This is a genomic window from Brevundimonas sp. GW821-FHT10A07, assembly GCF_059415785.1.
Window position 1 is genome coordinate 149552 of sequence record NZ_JBWKNX010000002.1, and the last position, 19482, is coordinate 169033.

At 67.6% G+C, this 19482-nt stretch carries 18 protein-coding genes; 7 read left to right on the forward strand and 11 right to left on the reverse strand.

The features are described from left to right. Positions 1-7: 7 nt before the first annotated feature. The 3 genes from sdhA to sdhC are packed head-to-tail and all read right to left on the reverse strand — an operon-like array spanning position 8 to position 2695. Complete coding sequence (gene sdhA / locus AC07NC_RS02220; protein WP_035310652.1) at positions 8-1807, reverse strand: succinate dehydrogenase flavoprotein subunit; 1800 nt, start codon at positions 1805-1807, stop codon at positions 8-10. 7 nt (positions 1808-1814) lie between these two features. Beyond that, positions 1815-2234 carry a succinate dehydrogenase, hydrophobic membrane anchor protein gene (gene sdhD / locus AC07NC_RS02225; RefSeq protein WP_292147967.1) on the reverse strand — a complete coding sequence of 140 codons (420 nt, stop codon included), beginning with the start codon at positions 2232-2234 and terminating at the stop codon, positions 1815-1817. Further along, positions 2231-2695 (reverse strand): succinate dehydrogenase, cytochrome b556 subunit, encoded by a 465-nt coding sequence (gene sdhC, locus AC07NC_RS02230; protein WP_494568469.1) that lies wholly within the window; start codon positions 2693-2695, stop codon positions 2231-2233. The genes sdhD and sdhC overlap by 4 nt, the downstream gene beginning before the upstream one ends. Positions 2696-2980: 285 nt before the next feature. Between sdhC and AC07NC_RS02235 the strand changes: the two genes are divergently transcribed. Further along, positions 2981-3847, forward strand: a complete 867-nt coding sequence (locus AC07NC_RS02235) for a pirin family protein (RefSeq protein ID WP_494568470.1) — start codon at positions 2981-2983, stop codon at positions 3845-3847. 41 nt (positions 3848-3888) lie between these two features. Here the strand turns inward: AC07NC_RS02235 and AC07NC_RS02240 are convergent, their stop codons facing one another. After that, positions 3889-4239, reverse strand: a complete 351-nt coding sequence (locus AC07NC_RS02240; protein ID WP_372705922.1) for a hypothetical protein — start codon at positions 4237-4239, stop codon at positions 3889-3891. Positions 4240-4644: 405 nt separating this feature from the next. Continuing rightward, positions 4645-5073: a VOC family protein gene (locus AC07NC_RS02245; RefSeq protein ID WP_292147963.1), complete on the reverse strand. Its 429-nt coding sequence runs from the start codon at positions 5071-5073 to the stop codon at positions 4645-4647. Between the two features lie 291 nt (positions 5074-5364). Between AC07NC_RS02245 and alaS the strand changes: the two genes are divergently transcribed. Beyond that, positions 5365-8013 carry an alanine--tRNA ligase gene (alaS, locus tag AC07NC_RS02250; RefSeq protein WP_494568471.1) on the forward strand — a complete coding sequence of 883 codons (2649 nt, stop codon included), beginning with the start codon at positions 5365-5367 and terminating at the stop codon, positions 8011-8013. 224 nt (positions 8014-8237) lie between these two features. Here the strand turns inward: alaS and AC07NC_RS02255 are convergent, their stop codons facing one another. The 3 genes from AC07NC_RS02255 to AC07NC_RS02265 form a co-directional block, all read right to left on the reverse strand. Continuing rightward, complete coding sequence (locus AC07NC_RS02255) at positions 8238-8792, reverse strand: DUF2939 domain-containing protein (RefSeq protein WP_494568472.1); 555 nt, start codon at positions 8790-8792, stop codon at positions 8238-8240. Positions 8793-8838: 46 nt separating this feature from the next. Then, the gene (locus tag AC07NC_RS02260; protein ID WP_494568473.1) at positions 8839-9444 is read right to left on the reverse strand and encodes a DUF2939 domain-containing protein; all 606 of its coding nucleotides are present in this window, start codon (positions 9442-9444) and stop codon (positions 8839-8841) included. Positions 9445-9615: 171 nt separating this feature from the next. Beyond that, positions 9616-10836, reverse strand: a complete 1221-nt coding sequence (locus AC07NC_RS02265) for an NADP-dependent isocitrate dehydrogenase (RefSeq protein ID WP_008258947.1) — start codon at positions 10834-10836, stop codon at positions 9616-9618. A 190-nt stretch (positions 10837-11026) separates the two neighbouring features. Between AC07NC_RS02265 and AC07NC_RS02270 the strand changes: the two genes are divergently transcribed. From AC07NC_RS02270 to AC07NC_RS02285, 4 genes are read left to right on the forward strand one after another with little or no spacing between them, the layout of a single operon-like run. Then, the gene (locus AC07NC_RS02270) at positions 11027-11194 is read left to right on the forward strand and encodes a hypothetical protein (protein ID WP_492071888.1); all 168 of its coding nucleotides are present in this window, start codon (positions 11027-11029) and stop codon (positions 11192-11194) included. After that, positions 11158-11370: a hypervirulence associated TUDOR domain-containing protein gene (locus AC07NC_RS02275; protein ID WP_494568474.1), complete on the forward strand. Its 213-nt coding sequence runs from the start codon at positions 11158-11160 to the stop codon at positions 11368-11370. Before AC07NC_RS02270 ends, AC07NC_RS02275 begins: the two co-directional genes overlap by 37 nt. Continuing rightward, complete coding sequence (locus AC07NC_RS02280; RefSeq protein ID WP_494568475.1) at positions 11367-12521, forward strand: DUF1176 domain-containing protein; 1155 nt, start codon at positions 11367-11369, stop codon at positions 12519-12521. The genes AC07NC_RS02275 and AC07NC_RS02280 overlap by 4 nt, the downstream gene beginning before the upstream one ends. After that, a complete protein-coding gene (locus AC07NC_RS02285; RefSeq protein ID WP_494568476.1) occupies positions 12470-13426 on the forward strand; it encodes an NAD(P)/FAD-dependent oxidoreductase in 957 nt (318 codons plus the stop codon). The genes AC07NC_RS02280 and AC07NC_RS02285 overlap by 52 nt, the downstream gene beginning before the upstream one ends. Positions 13427-13438: 12 nt before the next feature. Here AC07NC_RS02285 and AC07NC_RS02290 read toward each other — a convergent pair whose 3' ends face one another. After that, complete coding sequence (locus AC07NC_RS02290) at positions 13439-15274, reverse strand: DUF885 domain-containing protein (RefSeq protein ID WP_292147953.1); 1836 nt, start codon at positions 15272-15274, stop codon at positions 13439-13441. A 236-nt stretch (positions 15275-15510) separates the two neighbouring features. Next, a complete protein-coding gene (gene glmM, locus AC07NC_RS02295; RefSeq protein ID WP_292147952.1) occupies positions 15511-16860 on the reverse strand; it encodes a phosphoglucosamine mutase in 1350 nt (449 codons plus the stop codon). A gap of 178 nt (positions 16861-17038) precedes the next feature. Here glmM and glmS point away from each other — a divergent pair, with 178 nt between their 5' ends. Beyond that, positions 17039-18853, forward strand: coding sequence for a glutamine--fructose-6-phosphate transaminase (isomerizing) (glmS, locus tag AC07NC_RS02300; RefSeq protein ID WP_292147950.1), 1815 nt, complete (start codon positions 17039-17041; stop codon positions 18851-18853). Here the strand turns inward: glmS and AC07NC_RS02305 are convergent. Beyond that, a complete protein-coding gene (locus AC07NC_RS02305) occupies positions 18814-19443 on the reverse strand; it encodes a Crp/Fnr family transcriptional regulator (RefSeq protein WP_292147949.1) in 630 nt (209 codons plus the stop codon). The two genes, glmS and AC07NC_RS02305, sit on opposite strands and share 40 nt — an antisense overlap. Positions 19444-19482 lie beyond the last annotated feature (39 nt).

Below are 19482 nucleotides of genomic sequence, written 5' to 3' on the forward strand. Positions count from 1 at the left end.
TTCGACCTCAGTAAACCCGAGCCTTGGGCTCGATGTACGCGATGTCGTCGGACATCGTGTAATTGTGCACGGGGCGGTAGTCGATCTGGACCTGCTCGCCCGGACGCTTCCACGCCAGGGTGTGTTTCATCCAGTTGGCGTCGTCCCGATCCGGATAGTCCTCGCGGGCGTGGGCGCCGCGCGATTCCGTGCGATTCAGGCCGCTCTCGATGGTGACGACGGCCTGGGCGATCAGGTTGTCGTACTCCAGCGTCTCCATCAGGTCGGTGTTCCAGATCAGGCCGCGATCCGTGGTCTTGATGTCGGCGCCGGCGGCGTCGATGGCCCGCAGCTTGTCGGTGCCCTGTTGCAGGGTCTCGCCGGTGCGGAACACCGCCGCGTCGGCCTGCATGGCGCGTTGCATGGACAGGCGCAGCTCGGCGGTCGGGGTCGAGCCGTCGGCGAAGCGGAAGCGGTCCAGGCGGGCCAGGTGGGCGTCGGTCTGGGCCTTGGAGGCGGACGGCACGGCCGAGGCCTTGTCCACCACCTCGCCGCAGCGCAGGCCGACGGCGCGGCCGAACACCACCAGGTCGGTCAGGGAGTTGGAGCCCAGGCGGTTGGCGCCGTGCACCGAGACGCAGGCCGCCTCGCCCACGGCCATCAGGCCGGGCACCACGCTGTCGGGGTTGCCGTCGCGCAGCGTCAGGACTTCGCCGTGATAGTTGGTCGGGATGCCGCCCATATTGTAGTGGACGGTCGGCAGGACCGGGATCGGCGCCTTGGTCACGTCGACGCCGGCGAAGATCTTGGCGCTTTCGGAAATGCCCGGCAGGCGCTGGTGCAGGATCTTGGGATCCAGGTGGTCCAGGTGCAGGAAGATGTGGTCCTTGTTCGGACCCACGCCGCGGCCTTCACGGATTTCGATGGTCATGGAGCGGCTGACCATGTCGCGCGGCGCCAGGTCCTTCACGGTCGGCGCATAGCGCTCCATGAAGCGCTCGCCTTCCGAGTTGGTCAGATAACCGCCCTCGCCGCGTGCGCCCTCGGTGATCAGGCAGCCGGCGCCATAGATGCCGGTCGGGTGGAACTGGACGAACTCCATGTCCTGCAGCGGCAGGCCGGCGCGCAGCACCATGGCGTTGCCGTCGCCGGTGCAGGTGTGGGCGCTGGTGGCGCTGAAATAGGCGCGACCGTAGCCGCCGGTGGCCAGAACCACCATCTTGGCGCGGAACTGGTGAAGCTGGCCGTTGTCGAGCTGAAGCGCCGTCACCCCGGTGCAGGCCTGAGTTCCATCAGACTGGGCCTGCATGATCAGGTCGAGCGCGAAATATTCGACGAAGAACTTCACTTCCCGGCGCACCGACTGGCCGTACAGGGTGTGCAGGATGGCGTGGCCGGTGCGGTCGGCGGCGGCGCAGGTGCGCTGCACCGGGCCTTCGCCGAAGTTGCGGGTCATGCCGCCGAAGGCGCGCTGATAGATCTTGCCTTCGTCGGTGCGCGAGAAGGGCACGCCCCAGTGTTCCAGCTCGTACACGGCCTTGGGCGCGTTACGGACCAGATATTCAATCGAGTCCTGGTCGCCCAGCCAGTCCGACCCCTTGACGGTGTCGTACATGTGCCATTGCCAGCTGTCCTCGCCCATATTGCCCAGCGAGGCGGAGATGCCGCCCTGGGCCGCGACCGTGTGGCTGCGGGTCGGGAAGACCTTGGTGACGCAGGCGACCTTCAGCCCCTGCTGGGCGGCGCCGAGCGCGGCGCGAAGGCCGGAGCCCCCGGCGCCGACGACGACGACGTCGTATTCGTGATCGATCAGTTCGTAAGCGGCCATCAGCTAATCAGGCTCCGAAACCAGCGGGCAGGGGCGCCGAACCCAGCGCCATCCGCACGATGAAGAAGACGCTGGCGGCCGCCAGCACGAGGAAGACCAGGTTCAGCAGCGCCACGAGCGCCTTGCGCGTTCCCGGCTGGGGCACATAGTCCTCAAGGATCACCTTCCAGGCCACGCTGACGTAGCCGAAGAAGACCACGGCCGTCAGCGCCAGCAGGCCGGCGTTCAGCCGGTTGGCGAACCAGTCCTGCACGGCGTCATAGCCGGCGCCCGTCAGGGTGAAGGCGGTCGAGGCGACCCACAGGCCCAGCGGCAGCACGACGGCCAGCAACACCCGCTCGGCCAGCCATTCGCCGGCGCCGTGGCGCTCGGAAATCTTGACGTTGTTCTTGAACCGGGCCCCGTTCCCTTTGACTTGACCGCTCACAGCGAAACCCTCCCGACGGCGAACAGGACGACCCAGAACAGGATCGCCAGCGGAACCGGCGCCCAGACCGCGATGCGCGACAAGGTCGTGGACGACTTGATGGTCAGGCCATTGCCGGTGTCGTTGATCGTGTGACGCGTCCCGTTCAGGATGAAGGAGAACAGCACGACCGTCAGGCCGAAGCCGACGAACAGGCCCAGCGGCGACCCGGCCAGGGCCAGGGCGGCCGCATAGGCGTCCGGTCCGAAGGCCAGGGCCCCCAGCCAGGCGACGACGATCAGCGCGCCGACCGTGGCGGCGATGATGGTGGCCCGGAACAGGATGGAGGCCGCCATGGTGACGTGCCAGCGCCAGATGCCGATGTGGGGCGAAAGCGGTGTGACGTGACCGTTGGGCTGGGTGACGAAACGACCGGTCCGGTCGCTAGAGGCGCCACCCGAGGTCGGGCTGGGCTGGGTCATGCGAATGGTTCTCAAAAGCGAATGAATTCAATCGCCGTGTGCGGTTGCGAAGGCTTTTGTGTCTCTAGAACGACGGTGTCAACGGACCGTGACCAACATCGCGAATTCTTGCCGCCTGTGGCCTGTTCCGTGTCGTGGTCGTCGGATTTGCGCATGATCGATCCACGCTCTGTCTCGGATAGAGGATTTACGCAGGCGGCCGGGAATTGGATTTTTCCGATCTGGCGGCGCTTCAAGCCCGTCTCCGATCTCGCCATGTCCAATCCGCCACCCTATATGTGACGAATGACCGAGATCACGCCCCGCCCCGTCCTTCGCCTGCATCCCGCCCATCGCGACGACATCGGCGACCTGACTACGCGCCGCCCGGTGCCCGGTCCGGGCCTGGACCAGGTCGATCCCTTCCTGTTCCTGAACCACCACGGGCCCCAGACCTATGCGCCGGGCAACGCCGGCCTGCCGTTCGGCCCGCACCCGCACCGGGGGTTCGAGACCGTCACCTTCATCCTGGACGGCGAACTGGCCCATAACGACTCCGGCGGGGGCGAGAGCATCATCAAGGCGGGCGGCGTCCAGTGGATGAACGCCGGCTCGGGCCTGATCCACGCCGAACTGTCGCCGGCCGACTTCAAGCGGAACGGCGGGCCGATGGAGATCCTGCAGCTGTGGGTGAACCTGCCGTCGCGGCTGAAGATGACCAAGCCCGACTATGTGGGACTTCAGGCCGCCGACATCCCCACCTTCACCACCGAGGGCGGCGTGGTGGTCGAGCCGGTGTCCGGCGAATGGCTGGGGGTCAAGGCGCCGATCCAGTCGCTGATCGACATCCATCTGGCCGTCGTCCGCCTGCCTGCCGGCGCCCGGTTCCAGGTCCCGGTCGCCGCCGGCCGCAATGTCTTCTTCTATGCGGTCAAGGGCCAGGTCTCCGTCGCCGGAACCCCCGTGCCCGAATGGAACCTGGCCGCCCTGGGCGAGGGCGACGCGGTCGAGATCACGGCCCAGACCGACGCCGTCGTCCTGCTGGGCCACGCCGAACCGATCAACGAGCCGGTCTTCAGCCACGGCCCCTTCGTCATGACCACCCGCGAGGAAATCATCCAGGCCATCCAGGACTACCAGTCCGGCAAGTTCGGCCCGCCGCCGAAGGTGTGAGGCGCATGAGAGGGGCGGTTCATCGAACCGCCCCTCGCCGATCAGTAAGGCCAGTCGGGTGGCAGATACGGCCCCATCTCCGAGCAGACGAACATAGGCGTCTCGTCGTAATAGGCGGTAGGGATGTTGGGCCTTATGACGTAGATGTTGTTGCCGCTTTTGCGGCATGTGTCCCAAGCTGTACCAAGCTGCTGAGTCTTGGCCGCATCGGCGTAGTAGACATAAGAATAGGCCACGTGACTAGGATCCCAGGAACTCTGGACCAGGGCCTCGGCAGGGCCGAAAGCCACCGTCGTCGTGGCGACCGTCGCGATCGCGATGGCGAGGTTTTGAACGCGTTTCATTTCAGTCCTCTCAAGAGGCGCGAAATTGCGCGCTTCGAACGTGTGCATCAATCAATCACAAGTTCAACTCACATGTTTTGACCTCTCGCAGGTGTCAGCACCCGACCTTAGAGCAGCTATCCAGGACGTTGCCGATCATCACCAGCCAAAAGGCGACGACCACCAAGGGCGCCAGTAGGAGAGTGCGCAGACCTTTGCGGCCATTATTCCGAACATCAAAAACCACGAGTGCGATCCAAGCGCCAGCTATCGCAATTTGAAGGTAAAGCCAGGGCGGCTGCGCTATTGGGAAAATGTAAAACAGCATTGCCATCACCCTGATTGGACTCGTGACAATCGACGGCTAGCGCCCTGTGCGCAATGTCCGCAACGGGTCGGTTTGCGAAACCGGCCTTAGCCCTGAAATCCGACCTTGGCGTTGACGCAGGTGGACCCGTCGGCCTCCCGGAATCCTCAGAAACCGATCGTCACCGACGGCGCGCTACGCCGCGCCTCGCCATGGTGCACAGCTTCGATGTTGTTGCCGTCGGGATCGAGCACGAAAGCGGCGTAGTAGCCCGGATGATAGGCCCGCTCGCCCGGCGCGCCGTTGTCGCGTGCGCCATGGGCCAGCGCCGCCCGATAGAAGGCGTCGACCGTCGCGCGGTCCTTGGCCTGAAAGGCCAGGTGATGCCGACCCGTCAGGACGCCCCGGCTCTCCGCGCTTTCCGGCGAGGACACGACGAGTTCATCGGCCCAGAAATAGCCGTCGGCCGTATCGATGACGGGAATCTGCAGCACGTTGAGAACAGCCGTGTAGAATTCCCGACTGAGCGCGAGATCACGGACGACCAGCTGGATGTGGTCTATGAGCCGACCGCGATGCAGTTGTGTCGTTCCCATGGTCTGTCCTGTTTCCTTGGCGTCGCGACCTCGAATTCCATCCGGGTTTCGAGCCGACCTGTGTCACGCCCCAGAATGGGGCGTCTCGCCAGGATCGCCTTGATCTTTCGCAAAGCCATCCCCCGGTTCGACCGCGACGGGCGCTGTCAGGTCGAAGTTCGTCGTGGGGGTCGGGTCGGGCGTCATCCGCCCGAGATGCGAAAGGAGGGGGCGGGACCAGATGATGCGTTCCCCGACAAAACCCTATATGACGCCGGTTCCTTGCGACGACCGAGCCGAAGACACGCCCAAATGCCCAGCCTGAACGAGATCCGCGCCACCTATCTGAACTTCTTCGCGGCCGACGGCCACGAGAAGGTGCACTCGGCGCCGCTGGTGCCGCAGAACGATCCGTCGCTGCTGTTCGTCAATGCGGGCATGGTGCCGTTCAAGGACTATTTCACCGGCGCGTCCAAGCCGCCCTATCCGCGCGCCACCTCGTCGCAGAAATGCGTCCGCGCCGGGGGCAAGCACAATGACCTGGACAATGTCGGCTACACCGCCCGCCACCTGACCTTCTTCGAAATGCTGGGGAATTTCTCCTTCGGCGACTACTTCAAGGAACACGCCATCGACCGGGCGTGGAAGCTGGTCACGCAAGAGTTCGGCCTCGACGCCAAACGCCTGCTGGTCACCGTCTATATCGACGACGACGAGGCCGCGGCGATCTGGAAGAAGGTCACCGGCTTCGGCGACGACAAGATCATCCGCATCGCCGGCTCTGACAATTTCTGGGCCATGGGCGACAGCGGCCCCTGCGGTCCCTGCACCGAGATCTTCTGGGACCACGGCGACAAGATCCCCGGCGGCCCTCCCGGTTCGCCGGACGAGGACGGCGATCGCTACGTCGAGATCTGGAACAACGTCTTCATGCAGTTCGAGAAGGAGAACGACCAGATCGTTCGCACCCTTCCCAAGCCCAGCGTGGACACCGGCATGGGGCTGGAGCGGATGACCACCGTGCTCCAGGGCGTGCATTCGGTGTTCGAGACCGACCTGTTCAAGACCCTGATCGCCGCTTCGGAAGACGCCACCTCGACCAAGTCGGACGGCGAGCGCGCCGCCAGCCACCGGGTCATCGCCGACCACCTGCGCTCCTCCTCCTTCCTCATCGCCGACGGCGTCACCCCGTCGAACGAGGGCCGGGGCTATGTGCTGCGCCGGATCATGCGCCGCGCCATGCGCCACGCCCACCTGCTGGGCGCCGCTGATCCGCTGATGCACCGTCTGGTCCCGACCCTGGTGGCCCAGATGGGCGACGCCTATCCCGAACTGGCCCGCGCCCAGCCCTTCATCGAGGACACGCTGAAGCAGGAAGAGGTCCGCTTCCGCACCACCCTGGGCCGGGGCATGGCCCTGTTCGACACGGCGGTTCAGGGCTTCAAGCCGGGCGACATGCTGGACGGCCAGACCGCCTTCACCCTATCCGACACCTACGGCTTCCCGCTGGACCTGACCCAGGACGAGGCCCGGCGTCGCGGCTTCTCGGTCAATGTCGACGGTTTCGAATCCGCCATGGCCGAACAGCGCCAGCGTTCGCGCGAACACTGGAAGGGCTCGGGCCAGACCGCCAACACCAATGAATGGCTGGCGATCCGCGACCGCATGGGTCCGACCGTCTTCACCGGCTATGACGCCATCGAGGGTTCGGGCGAGGTCCTGGCCATGATGAACGGCGGCGCTCCGGTCGAGACGGCCGAGGCCGGCGACATCGTCGAGATCCTGTTCGACGCCACCCCCTTCTACGCCGAAAGCGGCGGCCAGAGCGGCGACCAGGGCACGCTGGAATGGCCCGGCGGGGAAGCCGAGGTGCTCGACGTCAAGAAACACGCCGGCGACCTGCATGTCCTGTCGGCCCAGATCACGGCCGGGACGCTTGAGATCGGCGCCCGCGTCGCCCAGCTGGTGGACGCCGACAAGCGCACCACCACCCGCGCCAACCACTCGGCCGCCCACCTGCTGCACACGGCCCTGAAGAATGTGCTCGGCCCGGCGGTCGCCCAGAAGGGCCAGTTGGTCGATTCCGAGCGCGCCCGCTTCGACTTCAGCCACGGCGCCCCCGTGACCGAGGACGAACTGGCGGCCATCGAGGCCGAGGTCAACGCCGTCATCCGCCAGAACGTCCCAGCGGAGACCAGGCTGATGGCCCCGCAAGAGGCCATCGAGGCCGGCGCCATCGCCCTGTTCGGCGAGAAATACGGCGACGAGGTCCGGGTCCTGACGCTGGGCCGGTCTTTGGTCAGCGACAACGCCCCCTATTCGGTCGAACTGTGCGGCGGCACCCATGTGGCCCGCACCGGCGACATCGGCCTGTTCAAGGTGGTCCAGGAAACCGGCGTCGCCGCCGGCGTCCGCCGCATCGAGGCCCTGACCGGCGAGGCGGCCCGCCTCTATCTGGAATCCCAGGCCAAGGTGACGCGCGGCCTGGCCCGCGACTTCAAGATCCAGACCCAGGACGTGCCCGGCCGGGTCGAGGCCCTGCAAGGCTCGGTCAAGACGCTGGAGAAACAGGTCGCCGAGCTGAAGAAGCAACTGGCCCTGGGCGGCGGCTCGGGCGCGGCGTCTGCGCCCGAAGAGATCGGCGGGATCAAGCTGATGGCCCGTGTCCTGGACGGCGTCGACGGCAAGGGTCTGCGCGGCGTGGCCGAGGACTTCCGCAAACAGGTCGGGACCGGCGTCGTCGCCCTGATCGGCGTGACCGAGGGCAAGGCCGCCGTCACCGTCGCCGTCACCTCGGACTTGGCCGGTAAGGTCAACGCCGCCGACCTGGCCCGCGCCGCCGTCATCGCCATGGGCGGCCAGGGCGCCGGCGGCAAACCCGACTTCGCCCAGGGCGGCGCCCCGGATGGATCCAAGGCCGAAGACGGTCTGGCGGCGGTGCGGGCGGCCCTGGCGGGCTGACCTCGACTTTCGTCATCCTCCGACGAGCGTAGCGAGATCGGGGGACCCAGCGGCGCGCGATAGCGCGAACCTGTCGCGGATTGCGTGTCTCGATATCGTGCGGCGGAGACATCGCCTTCGGCGCCGCTGGGTCCCCCGGTCTGCGCCGCGAAGACGCGGCTTGCCGGAGGATGACGAAAGGAAAAAGGTGGCGGCGTCAGACAGTCTTCAAAGTTCAGCCTGCCTCAACCCATCGGATCCGGCGTCAGATCCACCCCGGCCAGTTTCCAGTCGAACATCCCCCGACGCTCCAGGATCAGCACCAGGGCGTCGTCGGGCTGGTCGTCGCGCGTCAGGGTGACGGCGAAACGGTCGAACCCGCGATAGGCCCAGGACTGGTGGATTTCGGCCTTGGGCGCGGCCGGGGTGTCCGTTGCGGGCACGGGCCGCTCCGGCCGAGGCTTTTCGCCCGACCGCACCATGGCGGCGACGGCCTGGGGGGTGACGAAATTATCGACGGCCCCGTCCACCAGCGACGGCGCCAGCAGCATGCCCAGGGCGGCCAGGCCCGTGTCGTCCCCCGCCCGGTGGCGGATCTCCAGGGCGGCCCGGGCGTTCAACTCGCTCTTCAGACTGGCGCGGAAGGCGGGAAAATCGACGCGGCGTTCCAGTCCCGCCGCATCCCCGGTGCGCGCCGCCCGGATCAGGCCCTGGGCGGCCACGAAGGGCGAGACGAAACAGGTGATCAGCAGGCCTGCGGCCACGGCGGCCAAAAGCCCGACGACGATCTTCTTCAGCATAGGAACTCCATCCTCACTCAACGCGGATTCCGGCCGGCCGGTTGCCTCAGCGTGGGGCGGCGGCCGTCTCGCCGGAAACCGCAGCGACAGGCGCGGCCACGGCCGGCGCCGCGCCGTCCGGCAGGCCGATCTGGACCAGGATCCACTCAAACGGACCCCGGCGCTCGAAGGTGAAGATGGTGCGCGATCCGCCCTGGTCCGCCACCGCCATCCGCGCCCGGTTCACGCCCCAGAAGATCGGCTTGGGCCAGGGTTGGGGCGCATCGTCCGCAATGGCGGTCGCGGTCATGCTGGACCGTTGGCTGGCGTACCGGCCCTCGCCGCGCGTCAGGGCCGCCAGGGCGGCCGGGGTCAGATAGGCGTCCACGTCCGGCCCGTTCAGCACCGGGTTCCGCTCCATCTGGCGCCGCACGGCCCCGATGGGGTCTTCCAGGAAGGAGGGCGCGGGCGCCAGGGCCAGGGCCTTTCCGGTCAGCTGCGGCCGCAGCGACTGGCGCACGGCCGCAAAATCGATCAGGCGCGCCAGGCCCTGCACGTCTCCCGCCTCGGCCGCAGACCGGATGGCGAAGAAGCCGACGGCCGGCGCGGCGAAAAAGGCCACGGCCGCGGCCAGGACCGCCAGGATCAGAAGATTGCCGAACAGTCGTTTCACGAAGCCTCCCCGACGCTGGAACCGATCATGCACGGCCTCCGCGACGACGCAATGAAAAGCCCCGCCGGATCGTTCCGGCGGGGCTTCATTCTTGTTTGTCCTACCGCGCTTCGCGCTGCTTGAGGACGTTGAGCGTCCTGTCGGCAAGGGGTTGCTGCCGGATCTTGTGGCTCAGCCGACGTCGGGCAGGGCGGTCTTCAGGTTCTCGGCGACCTTGTCGAGGAAGCCCTCGGTGGTCAGCCAGCCCTGTTGGTCGCCGACCAGCAGCGCCAGGTCCTTGGTCATGAAACCGGCTTCGACCGTCTGGACCACAACCTTTTCCAGGGTGTCGGCGAACGTGCCTAGGGCTTCGTTGCCGTCCAGCTTGGCGCGGTGCTTGAAGCCGCGGGTCCAGGCGAAGATCGATGCGATCGAGTTGGTCGAGGTGGCCTCGCCCTTCTGATGCTGGCGATAGTGGCGGGTCACGGTGCCGTGGGCGGCCTCGGTCTCCAGCACCTTGCCGTCCGGCGTCATCAGCACCGAGGTCATCAGACCCAGCGAGCCGAAGCCCTGGGCCACCACGTCCGACTGGACGTCGCCGTCATAGTTCTTGCACGCCCAGACGAAGCCGCCCGACCACTTGATCGCGGCCGCGACCATGTCGTCGATCAGACGGTGTTCGTAGGTCAGGCCCTTGGCCTTGAAGTCCTCGGCGAATTCGGCGTCGAACACTTCCTGGAACAGATCCTTGAAGCGGCCATCATAGGCTTTCAGGATGGTGTTCTTGGTCGACAGATAGACCGGGTAGCCGCGTTGGAGGCCGTAGGACAGCGAGGCGCGGGCGAACTCGCGGATCGACTCGTCCTGATTGTACATGGCCATGGCCACGCCGGCGCCGGGGGCCTTGTAGACCTCGTGCTCGATCACTTCGCCGTCGTCACCGACGAACTTGATCGTCAGGGTGCCGGGTCCGGGCATCAGGAAGTCGGTGGCCTTGTACTGGTCGCCGAAGGCGTGGCGGCCGACGACGATGGGCTGGGTCCAGCCGGGCACCAGGCGCGGCACGTTCGAGCAGATGATCGGCTCGCGGAAGACCACGCCGCCCAGGATGTTGCGGATGGTGCCGTTCGGCGACTTCCACATCTTCTTCAGGCCGAACTCCTTCACCCGCGCCTCGTCCGGGGTGATGGTGGCGCATTTCACGCCGACGCCGTGCTTCTGGATGGCGTGGGCGGCGTCGATCGTCACCTGGTCGTCGGTGGCGTCGCGGTGCTCCATGCTCAGGTCGTAATAGTCCAGATCGAGATCCAGGAACGGGAAGACCAGCTTGTCCTTGATCATCTGCCAGATGATGCGGGTCATTTCGTCGCCGTCGATGTCGACGATGGGGTTTTCGACCTTGATCTTGGCCATGCGTGAGGTCCGCCTCTGAACTTTGGGGAATGATATCGTGGCGGGGATATAGCGGGGCTGGGCGTCCGCGCAAACCCCGCCGTCCGTTAACCCTGCTTGGAAAAAACCTGACGGCCAGGTTGAACCCGCGTCACGGGTTTCGGCTTGTTAGACCCCAAGGGCCTGACCGGTCGCAGCGGCGGACGACGGAATGACGGATGAAGAGCGCGAACTCGTCGAGCGGTGGATCATCACCTTCTGCGAGACGCCGCCGGTGATCGATGTGGAACTGATGCGAAGGCTGATCGCTGAACAGCAAGCGACGCCGCAAGGAGTTCACCCATGCCAGCCAAGACCTTCAGGACCGGCGACCGCGTAAGGTGGGATCACAGCCAGGGCGCATCCGTCGGCCAGGGGGGCAGGACGATCACCGCCGAAACCCACATCAAGGGGCACAAGGCGGCGGCGTCGTCCGATAATCCGGAGTATGTCGGCGAGAGCGCAAAGACCGACGCCCGCGCGGCGCACAAACCTTCGGAGCTGAACAAGGCATGAGGACCATCGATCTGTTGCGGGGCGTCGCCCTTTCGGCGCTGGCGGCGTCTGCGCTCGCCGTCGCGGCCTGCGGCGACAAGGACGCCGCTCAAAAGGCGGGTTCGCCCCAGGCCCCGGCCTCTTCGACACCGCCTGCCGCCGCCCCGGCGCCCGTGCTGCAGACCCGCAGCGAGACCCGCCAGTTCAAGGACTGGCGCGCCACATGCGGCAATGACGGGACCTGCTGGGCCTTCGGCTTCGCGCCCGAATTCGCCGCGGGCTGGGTCCGCATCGCCCTCCAGCCCGGCCCTGACGCCAGGCCCGAGGTCAGCTTCGGCTATTGGCCCGACGGGGACGCGCCCGCCTCGCGCCAGATCGGCCTGGCGATCGACGGCCGCACCTTTGCGGCGACCCTCAACGACGATGGCGACAGCCAGGCCCCGGTCGGCCTGATCCGCACCGACGCCCGTCCTGTCATCGACGCCATGGCCCAGGGCAAGTCCATGGTCGTTCGGGGCGCCTCCACCCAGGCGGTGTCGCTGAACGGGGCGGCCGCCGCCCTGCTCTGGATCGATGAGAAACAGGGCCGCCTCAACACGCCCACCGCCCTGATCCGTCGTGGCGACCGTCCTGCCTCCACCGTCCCCGTCGCTCCGCCCCTGCCGACGGTCACGCCCGCGCCGGCTGTGGATCAGGCGGGCTTCGGCGACGTGAACCAGCGCGTGCCCGCCGCCCTTCGCGCCCGCACCGAGGTCGGAACCTGCCTGAAGGAATCGGCCATGCCGGCGGTCAGCGACATGGTGATGTCCGCCCGGCTGGACGCCCGCACCGTGCTTTGGGCCGTGCCCTGCGGTTCCGGCGCCTATAACGTGACCCACAACTGGTATCTGACGGGGCCGGATGGTCGCGACCCGCGTCCGGCGATCCTTGCCGGAACGGCCGGACCCGGCGCCGACCCGGTCATGCCCGACAACTCCACCGTCAACGGGGCGTATGATCCCAAGACCCGCACCCTGTCGGCCTTCGCCAAGGGGCGCGGCATCGGCGACTGCGGCTCGGCTCAGACCTGGGCCTGGACTGGCGACCGCTTCGTCCTGACGCAGGAGAGCACGATGGGGGAATGCGCGGGCGTGCCGTCCGACTTGTGGCCCGTCGCCTGGCGCACGCGGTGAACGACCCGGAGGTCCTGATCATCGGCGCGGGCCCGGCCGGTCTGACGGCGGCGACCTATCTCGGGCGGTTTCGTCGGCGGACCATGGTGATGGACGCCGGCGCGCCGCGCGCCTGCTGGATCCCGCTCAGCCACAATATGCCGGGCTTTCCGGCCGGCATCACGGGCGCCGATATTCTGAAGCGGATGCGCGAACAGGCCGAGGAATACGGCGCCGTCATCAGGCCGGGTCGGGTCGAGAGTCTGGTCCATGACGGCGAAGGCTTCATAGCCCAGGTTGAGGGGAGATCCATCCGCGCCCGCGCCATCCTGCTGGCCACGGGCGTCGTCGATCATCACCCCGACTTGCCGGGCGTGGAGCGCGCGGTGCAGAAGGCGCTGGTCCGCATCTGCCCCATCTGCGACGGCTATGAGGCGACCGGCAAGGCGGTCGCCGTCATCGGCGACAGCGACAAGGGCGCGCGCGAGGCCGCCTTCATGCGCACCTATTCGGACCGGGTGACCCTGATCCACATCGGCCCGGCCGACGCCCTGACCCGTCGCGACGAACTGGACCGGCTGGGCGTCGAACTGGTTCTGGCCCCGCTTGAGGCCATCGATATCGAACAGGACCGGGTGACCGCCCTGAGCTATGGCGGCCAGAGCCGGACCTTCGATCTCGTCTATTCGGCCCTGGGCACGTCGCCCAACGCCGAACTGGCGCAGGGCCTCAAGGCCCGGCTGGCCTCCGACGGCCGGCTGGAGGTCGATCTGCACCAGGCGACCAGCGTGCCGGGTCTCTACGCCGCCGGCGACGTGGTGCGCGGCCTCAACCAGATCGCCGTCGCCACGGCCGAGGCCGCCGTCGCCGCCACCGACATCCACAACCGCCTGCGCCGGATCGACGGCCTGACGGTCGCCGACTAGGCCCCGACTAGACTAAGCCTGGGTCGCCACCCAGCCGTCCACGATCCGCTCCAGCACCGACAGGGGCACGCCGCCGGTGGCCAGGGCCGTGTCGTGGAAGCCCTTCAGGTCGAACCGGTCGCCCAGGCTGGTCCTGGCCTTCTCGCGCAGGCGGACCCATTCGTTGTGGCCGACCTTGTAGGCGCAGGCCTGGCCCGGCCAGCCGCAATAGCGTTCGACCTCGGACACGGCCGCGCCTTCCTGGTCGCCATAGGCCTCCATCATGTACTGGATGCCCTGTTCGCGGCTCCAGCCCTTGGAATGGATGCCGGTGTCCACCACCAGACGGGCGGCGCGGAACATCAGCGACTGGACATAGCCGATCTGGCCGACCGGATCATTCTCATAGGCGCCCAGTTCGTCGGCCAGCTGTTCGGCGTACAGGCCCCAGCCCTCGACATAGCTGGAGAAGCCCAGCAAATTCATTAGCTTGGGCGCGGCCGCGCTCTCCTGTTGAAGGCTGATCTGCAGGTGGTGGCCCGGCGTCGCCTCATGATAGGTCAGGGTCGGCAGGGTCCAGGACGGCCATTCCGCCGTGTCCTTCAGATTGATCCAGTAGATGCCCGGCCGGGTCCCATCCAGGCTGGGCGAGTTGTAATAGCCCATCGGGGCGCCGGCCTCGATCTCGGGCGGGACGCGCTTGATCTGGACCGAGGCCTTGGGCAGGCGGCCGAAGGCGCCGGGCAGGCGGGCCTGCATGTCGGCCATCTGCTCGTTCAGCTTTTCGATCAGCTCGGCCTTGCCCGCGTCGGTGTTGGGATAGACGTATTTCGGATCCTGACCCAGGGCGCGGATCCGTTCGGCCACCGATCCCTGCGTCAGGCCCTGGGCCTTCAGCAGGCCGTCGGCGCGGGCGGTCAGCTCGGCCATCTGCGCGCGGCCGGTGCGGTGAATCTCGTCGGCCGTCAGCCGCGTGGTGGTGATGAAGCGCAGGCTGTTGGCGTAATACTGCTGGCCCTGAGGCAGGCGACGCACCGAGGCCTCGTGGCCGGCGCGGGGCAGGGCGGCCTTCAGCAGGGCGTTCTGGGCCGACAGGGCCGGATAGACCCGCTGCGCCAGCAGGGTCTCGACCTGGGCGCCCCAGTCGCCGGTCAGTCCCTTGGCGCGCGCCCGATCCGCCACCGAGGCGACCAGGGGCGAGGCGGCGGCGTTCGTGGCCAATATGCCGTCCTGCTGGGCGATGGCCTTGGCCAGGATAAAGTCCGGCGAAATGACGCCCAGGGCGTACTCCTCACGCAAACGGTCCGTCTCGGCGCTCAGCACGTCGGCGAAGGCGTTGACGCGGGCCACATAGGCGTCGGCGTCGGCGGCGGTCTCGATCGTGTGCTGGTTGGCCAGGAAGTCCGGCGTCGACTGATAGGCGCCGCCCTGCTGGCTGACCCGATAGGGATTGGGCCAGCCGCCCTGGCCATAGGGGATGGCGAAGGTGGCGATCACCCCGTCCAGATTGTCGGCGATAGTGTCGTAATAGATGCCGTCCTGGGCGTCCATGGACGTGCGGTCCATGGCGCTCAACGCGGCGCGCTGGGCCTTGGTGAAGGCGCGGAACTTCTCCTCGTTCTCCAGGGTCGGCGCGGTCAGCTGGGACTTGGCGGCGGCGCGCGGGCCCTTGTCCAGGCCGAAGGCGGTGACGGCCTCGGGGCTCAGGTCCAGCGTCTGTTCGAAGGCCTGGTCCATGAAGCCGGCCAGGGCGGCCTTGGCTGCGGCGGCGTCGCCGGCCGGGGGGGTTCCGGCAAAGACCTGCCCCCCTGCTGCGGCCAGGCCCGCCCCGGCTGCGGCGGACAGAAGAAGGCGGCGACGGTCGATCATGGAAGGCCCCTGCGAAGATGTCGGCCGCAATGGAGCGCTGCTCGCTTCGCCCCGCAAGTGAAATTGCGGACAGGTAGGCCGCTTCCTTCTCCCATAGGGAGAAGGTGGCCCGAAGGGCCGGATGAGGGTTCCGCCGGTGGGCCAGTTCGCACCACCGTAGCCCTCACCCTTTCGCGCCAGAACGACGGCTTCGCCGCCGTGCGCTCAAGCCCTCTCCCGCCGGGAGAGGGAGGCTGTCACCCCGCCGCCTTCACCGCCGCCGCGACCTCGCCCACCACCTGTTTGACCAGGGCGGCGTCGTCGCCTTCCGCCATGACGCGGATCAGCTTTTCCGTGCCCGAGGGGCGGACCAGCAGACGCCCCTGGCCGTTCAGGGTCGCCTCGGCCTCGGCGATGGCGGTCTTGACCGTGTCGCTCTCCAGCGGCTTGCCGGCGGTGTAACGGACATTCTCCAGCCGCTGCGGCACCGGGTCGAACTGGCGGGCCAGTTCGCTCATCGGCTTGCCGGAGTCCACCAGAACGGCCAGCACCTGCAGCGCCGCCATCAGGCCGTCGCCGGTGGTGGCGTGGTCGTGCAGGATGATATGGCCCGACTGTTCGCCGCCGATGTTGAAGCCGCCTTCGCGCATCCGCTCCATCACATAGCGGTCGCCGACCTTGGTCCGCTCCAGCGTCAGGCCCTCGGCCTTCAGCCGGCGCTCCAGCCCCAGGTTGGACATGACGGTGGCCACCACGCCGCCGCCGGTCAGCAGGCCGCGTCTGGCCCAGTCCAGCCCGACGAGGGCCATGATCTGGTCCCCGTCCACCACCTGACCCTTTTCGTCGCAGATGATCAGCCGGTCGGCGTCCCCGTCCAGGGCGATGCCGATGTCGGCGCGATAGCGTTTGACCGCCTCGACCAGGGTCGCCGGATGGGTCGAGCCGCATTCGGCGTTGATATTGGTCCCGTTCGGGGTCACCCCGACCGGGAAGACCTCAGCGCCCAGTTCGAACAGGGTGGTGGGCGCGACCTTGTAGCCGGCGCCGTTGGCGCAATCGACGGCGATCCTCAGGCCTTGCAGGCTCAGCCGCTTGGGGAACGCCTGTTTGGCGATCTCGATATAGCGGGCCTGGGCGTCGTCGATCCGCTTGACCCGGCCCAGCCTGTTCGACGGCGCCAGCCCCTGGTCCAAGCCATCGTCCATCAGGGCCTCGATCTTCAGCTCGATCTCGTCCGACAGCTTGTAGCCGTCCGGGCCGAACAGCTTGATCCCATTGTCGGCGTAGTCGTTGTGCGAGGCCGAGATCATCACCCCCAGGTCGGCGCGCATCGACCGGGTCAGCATGGCCACCCCCGGCGTCGGCACGGGACCGAAGGTGCGCACGTCCATCCCCACCGAGGCGAAACCGGCGACCAGGGCCGGTTCGATCGTATAGCCCGACAGCCGGGTGTCCTTGCCGATCACCACCAGATGCCGGCGGTCATCCCCGGTGCGGAACAGTTTGCCCGCCGCCAGGCCGACGCGCAGCGCGACCTCGGCCGTCATCGGATAGGTGTTGGCGCGCCCGCGAATGCCGTCGGTGCCGAAATATTTCCTGTCGCCCACGGGCTGGTCCTTCGTCTGGCGGTTTCCGAACAGGAAACCTTCCGAAACCCCTTTTTAGGTGCGGTCCGTCCTAAGATTGCATAGACGGCCGGTGGGGGCTGGTGCGTGGCTTAGCCCCGGATCGCCGTCTGTGCAAAGCGGCGCCCTTCTGTTTCCCTCTTCCTCGGAGTCCCTGCGCATGTGCGGCATCATCGGCGTCACCGGCAATGGACCTGTCGTTCCCCGGCTGATCGACAGTCTGAAACGGCTGGAATACCGCGGTTATGACTCGGCCGGGGTCGCCGCCATGGTGGACGGCGCGGTCGAACGCCGCCGCGCCCAGGGCAAGATCCGCAATCTGGAAGCCGTCCTGGCCGAACAGCCTCTGACAGCCTCGGTCGGCATCGGCCACACCCGCTGGGCCACTCACGGCGCCCCGACAACGGCCAACGCCCACCCGCACAAGGCCGGGCGCGTCACCCTGGTCCACAACGGCATCATCGAGAATTTCGCCGAGCTGAAGGCCGAGCTGGCCGCCGAGGGCCATGTCTTTGAAAGCCAGACCGACACCGAGGTCATCGCCCATCTGCTGGACGCCGAGCTGAACACGGGCCGGGCGCCGCTGGAGGCCTTCAAGGTCACGCTGGACCGGCTGACCGGCGCCTATGCCCTGGCCGTGCTGATCGACGGCCAGGACGATCTGATCCTGGGCGCCCGTCGTGGCAGCCCCCTGGTCGTCGGTTGGGGCGAGGACGAGATGTATCTGGGCTCGGACGCCCTGGCCGTCGGCCCCTTCACCCAGAAGATCAGTTATCTGGAAGAGGGCGACTATGTCGCCGTGACCCGCAGCGGCGCCCAGATGTTCGATGTGACCGGCTCTCCGGTCGAACGGGCGGTGGTCCAGGTCTCGGCCTCTTCGGCGATGGTCGAGAAGGGCGAATATCGCCACTTCATGGAAAAGGAGATCCATGAACAGCCCGACAGCGTCCAGCACACCCTGTCGGAATATCTCGACCTGGTGACGGGCGCGGCCAAGCCTCAGGCCGTGGACTTCGCCGCCCTCGACCGGATCCAGATCGTGGCCTGCGGCACGGCCTTCTACGCCGGCCAGATCGCCCGCTACGCCTTCGAGAAGCTGGCGGGCCTGCCCTGCGACGTCGAGATCGCGTCCGAGTTCCGCTATCGCTCGCCGGCGGTGTCGCCAAGGACCCTGGCGGTCGCCGTCAGCCAGTCGGGCGAGACGGCCGACACCCTGGCCAGCCTGACCTGGTGCAAGGCCCAGGGGCTCAGGACGGCGGCGGTGGTCAATGTCCATTCCTCGTCCATGGCGCGCGAGGCCGAGGTGCTGTGGCCGACCCACGCCGGGCCCGAGATCGGCGTCGCCTCGACCAAGGCCTTCACCGCCCAGGTGGCGGCCCTGCTGGCCCTGGCCGTGGCGGCCGGGGTGGCGCGCGGCCGGATCGACGCCGCGACCGAGGGCGAACTGGTCAAGGCCCTGTTCGAAAGCCCGCGCCTGATCGCCGACGCCCTGCGCATGGGCGACAGCATCCGCGCCGTGGTCCAGGACCTGGCCAAGGCCGACGACGTCCTGTTCCTGGGCCGGGGGGCCATGTTCCCCCTCGCCATGGAAGGGGCGCTGAAGCTGAAGGAGATCAGCTACATCCACGCCGAAGGTTACGCCGCCGGCGAGCTGAAGCACGGTCCCATCGCCCTGATCGACGAGGAGACCCCGACCATCGCCCTGGCTCCGCTGGACGATGTGTTCGAAAAGACCACCTCGAACCTGCAGGAGGTCGCCGCCCGCGGCGGCCCGGTCATCATGATCACGCCGGAAAGGGCTCCGGATCTGCACGGCGCCGGCATCCGCCGCATCCACGCCCCGGACTGCCACCCCCTGATCGCGCCCCTGGTCTACGCCGTGCCGGTCCAGCTGTTGGCCTATTACACCGCCGTCCAGAAAGGCACCGACGTCGATCAGCCCCGCAACCTGGCCAAATCCGTCACGGTGGAGTGAGGGGCCTGTTCGCCGACCGAGCCCGCCGCCGCCCTTTGCAGGGCGGCCATGTCGGACAGCAGTATGGCCGCCCGTCGCACCCGGATCGCCCCGGTCGCCCGAAGCTCGCCTGCCGCGGTGGAAATTCCGGCCCGGCGTACGGCCAGAAGATCGGCGAGGTCGCTCTGGCGCAATGTGACCTCGGTCGCGCCGACGAGAGCGTGGATGTCGAGCAGGAGGCCGGCCAGGCGTTCCGTCACCCGGCCATGCGCGTGACGCGTCACCTCGGCCCGGGCTGTCTCCATCCGACGGCGCATATCCGCCAGGGCGGTCTCGATCAGGGTGTCGCGATCGATCGCCTCGATGAGGCTGTCGGCTGAAATCACGACCTGGCGACCGCGCGTCAGCCACAGAGCGCTCTCGTCCGGTCCCGTTCCCAGCGCCGCGTCGAAGTTCAGCAGGTCGCCGGGACCGACGAGGCCGAGGCAGACCGGATCCTTCGCTCCCTGCCGCGCCGCCACGCCTTCCAGAACCAGGGTCACAAGCGATCGACCCGCCTGCAGTGACTGGCTGCGGGCGCCGGGAAAGACGGGGTCTTCGCCCGGTTCCATCCCTTGGATCGCCAGTTGGGAGAGGAGTGCGCGCGCGAG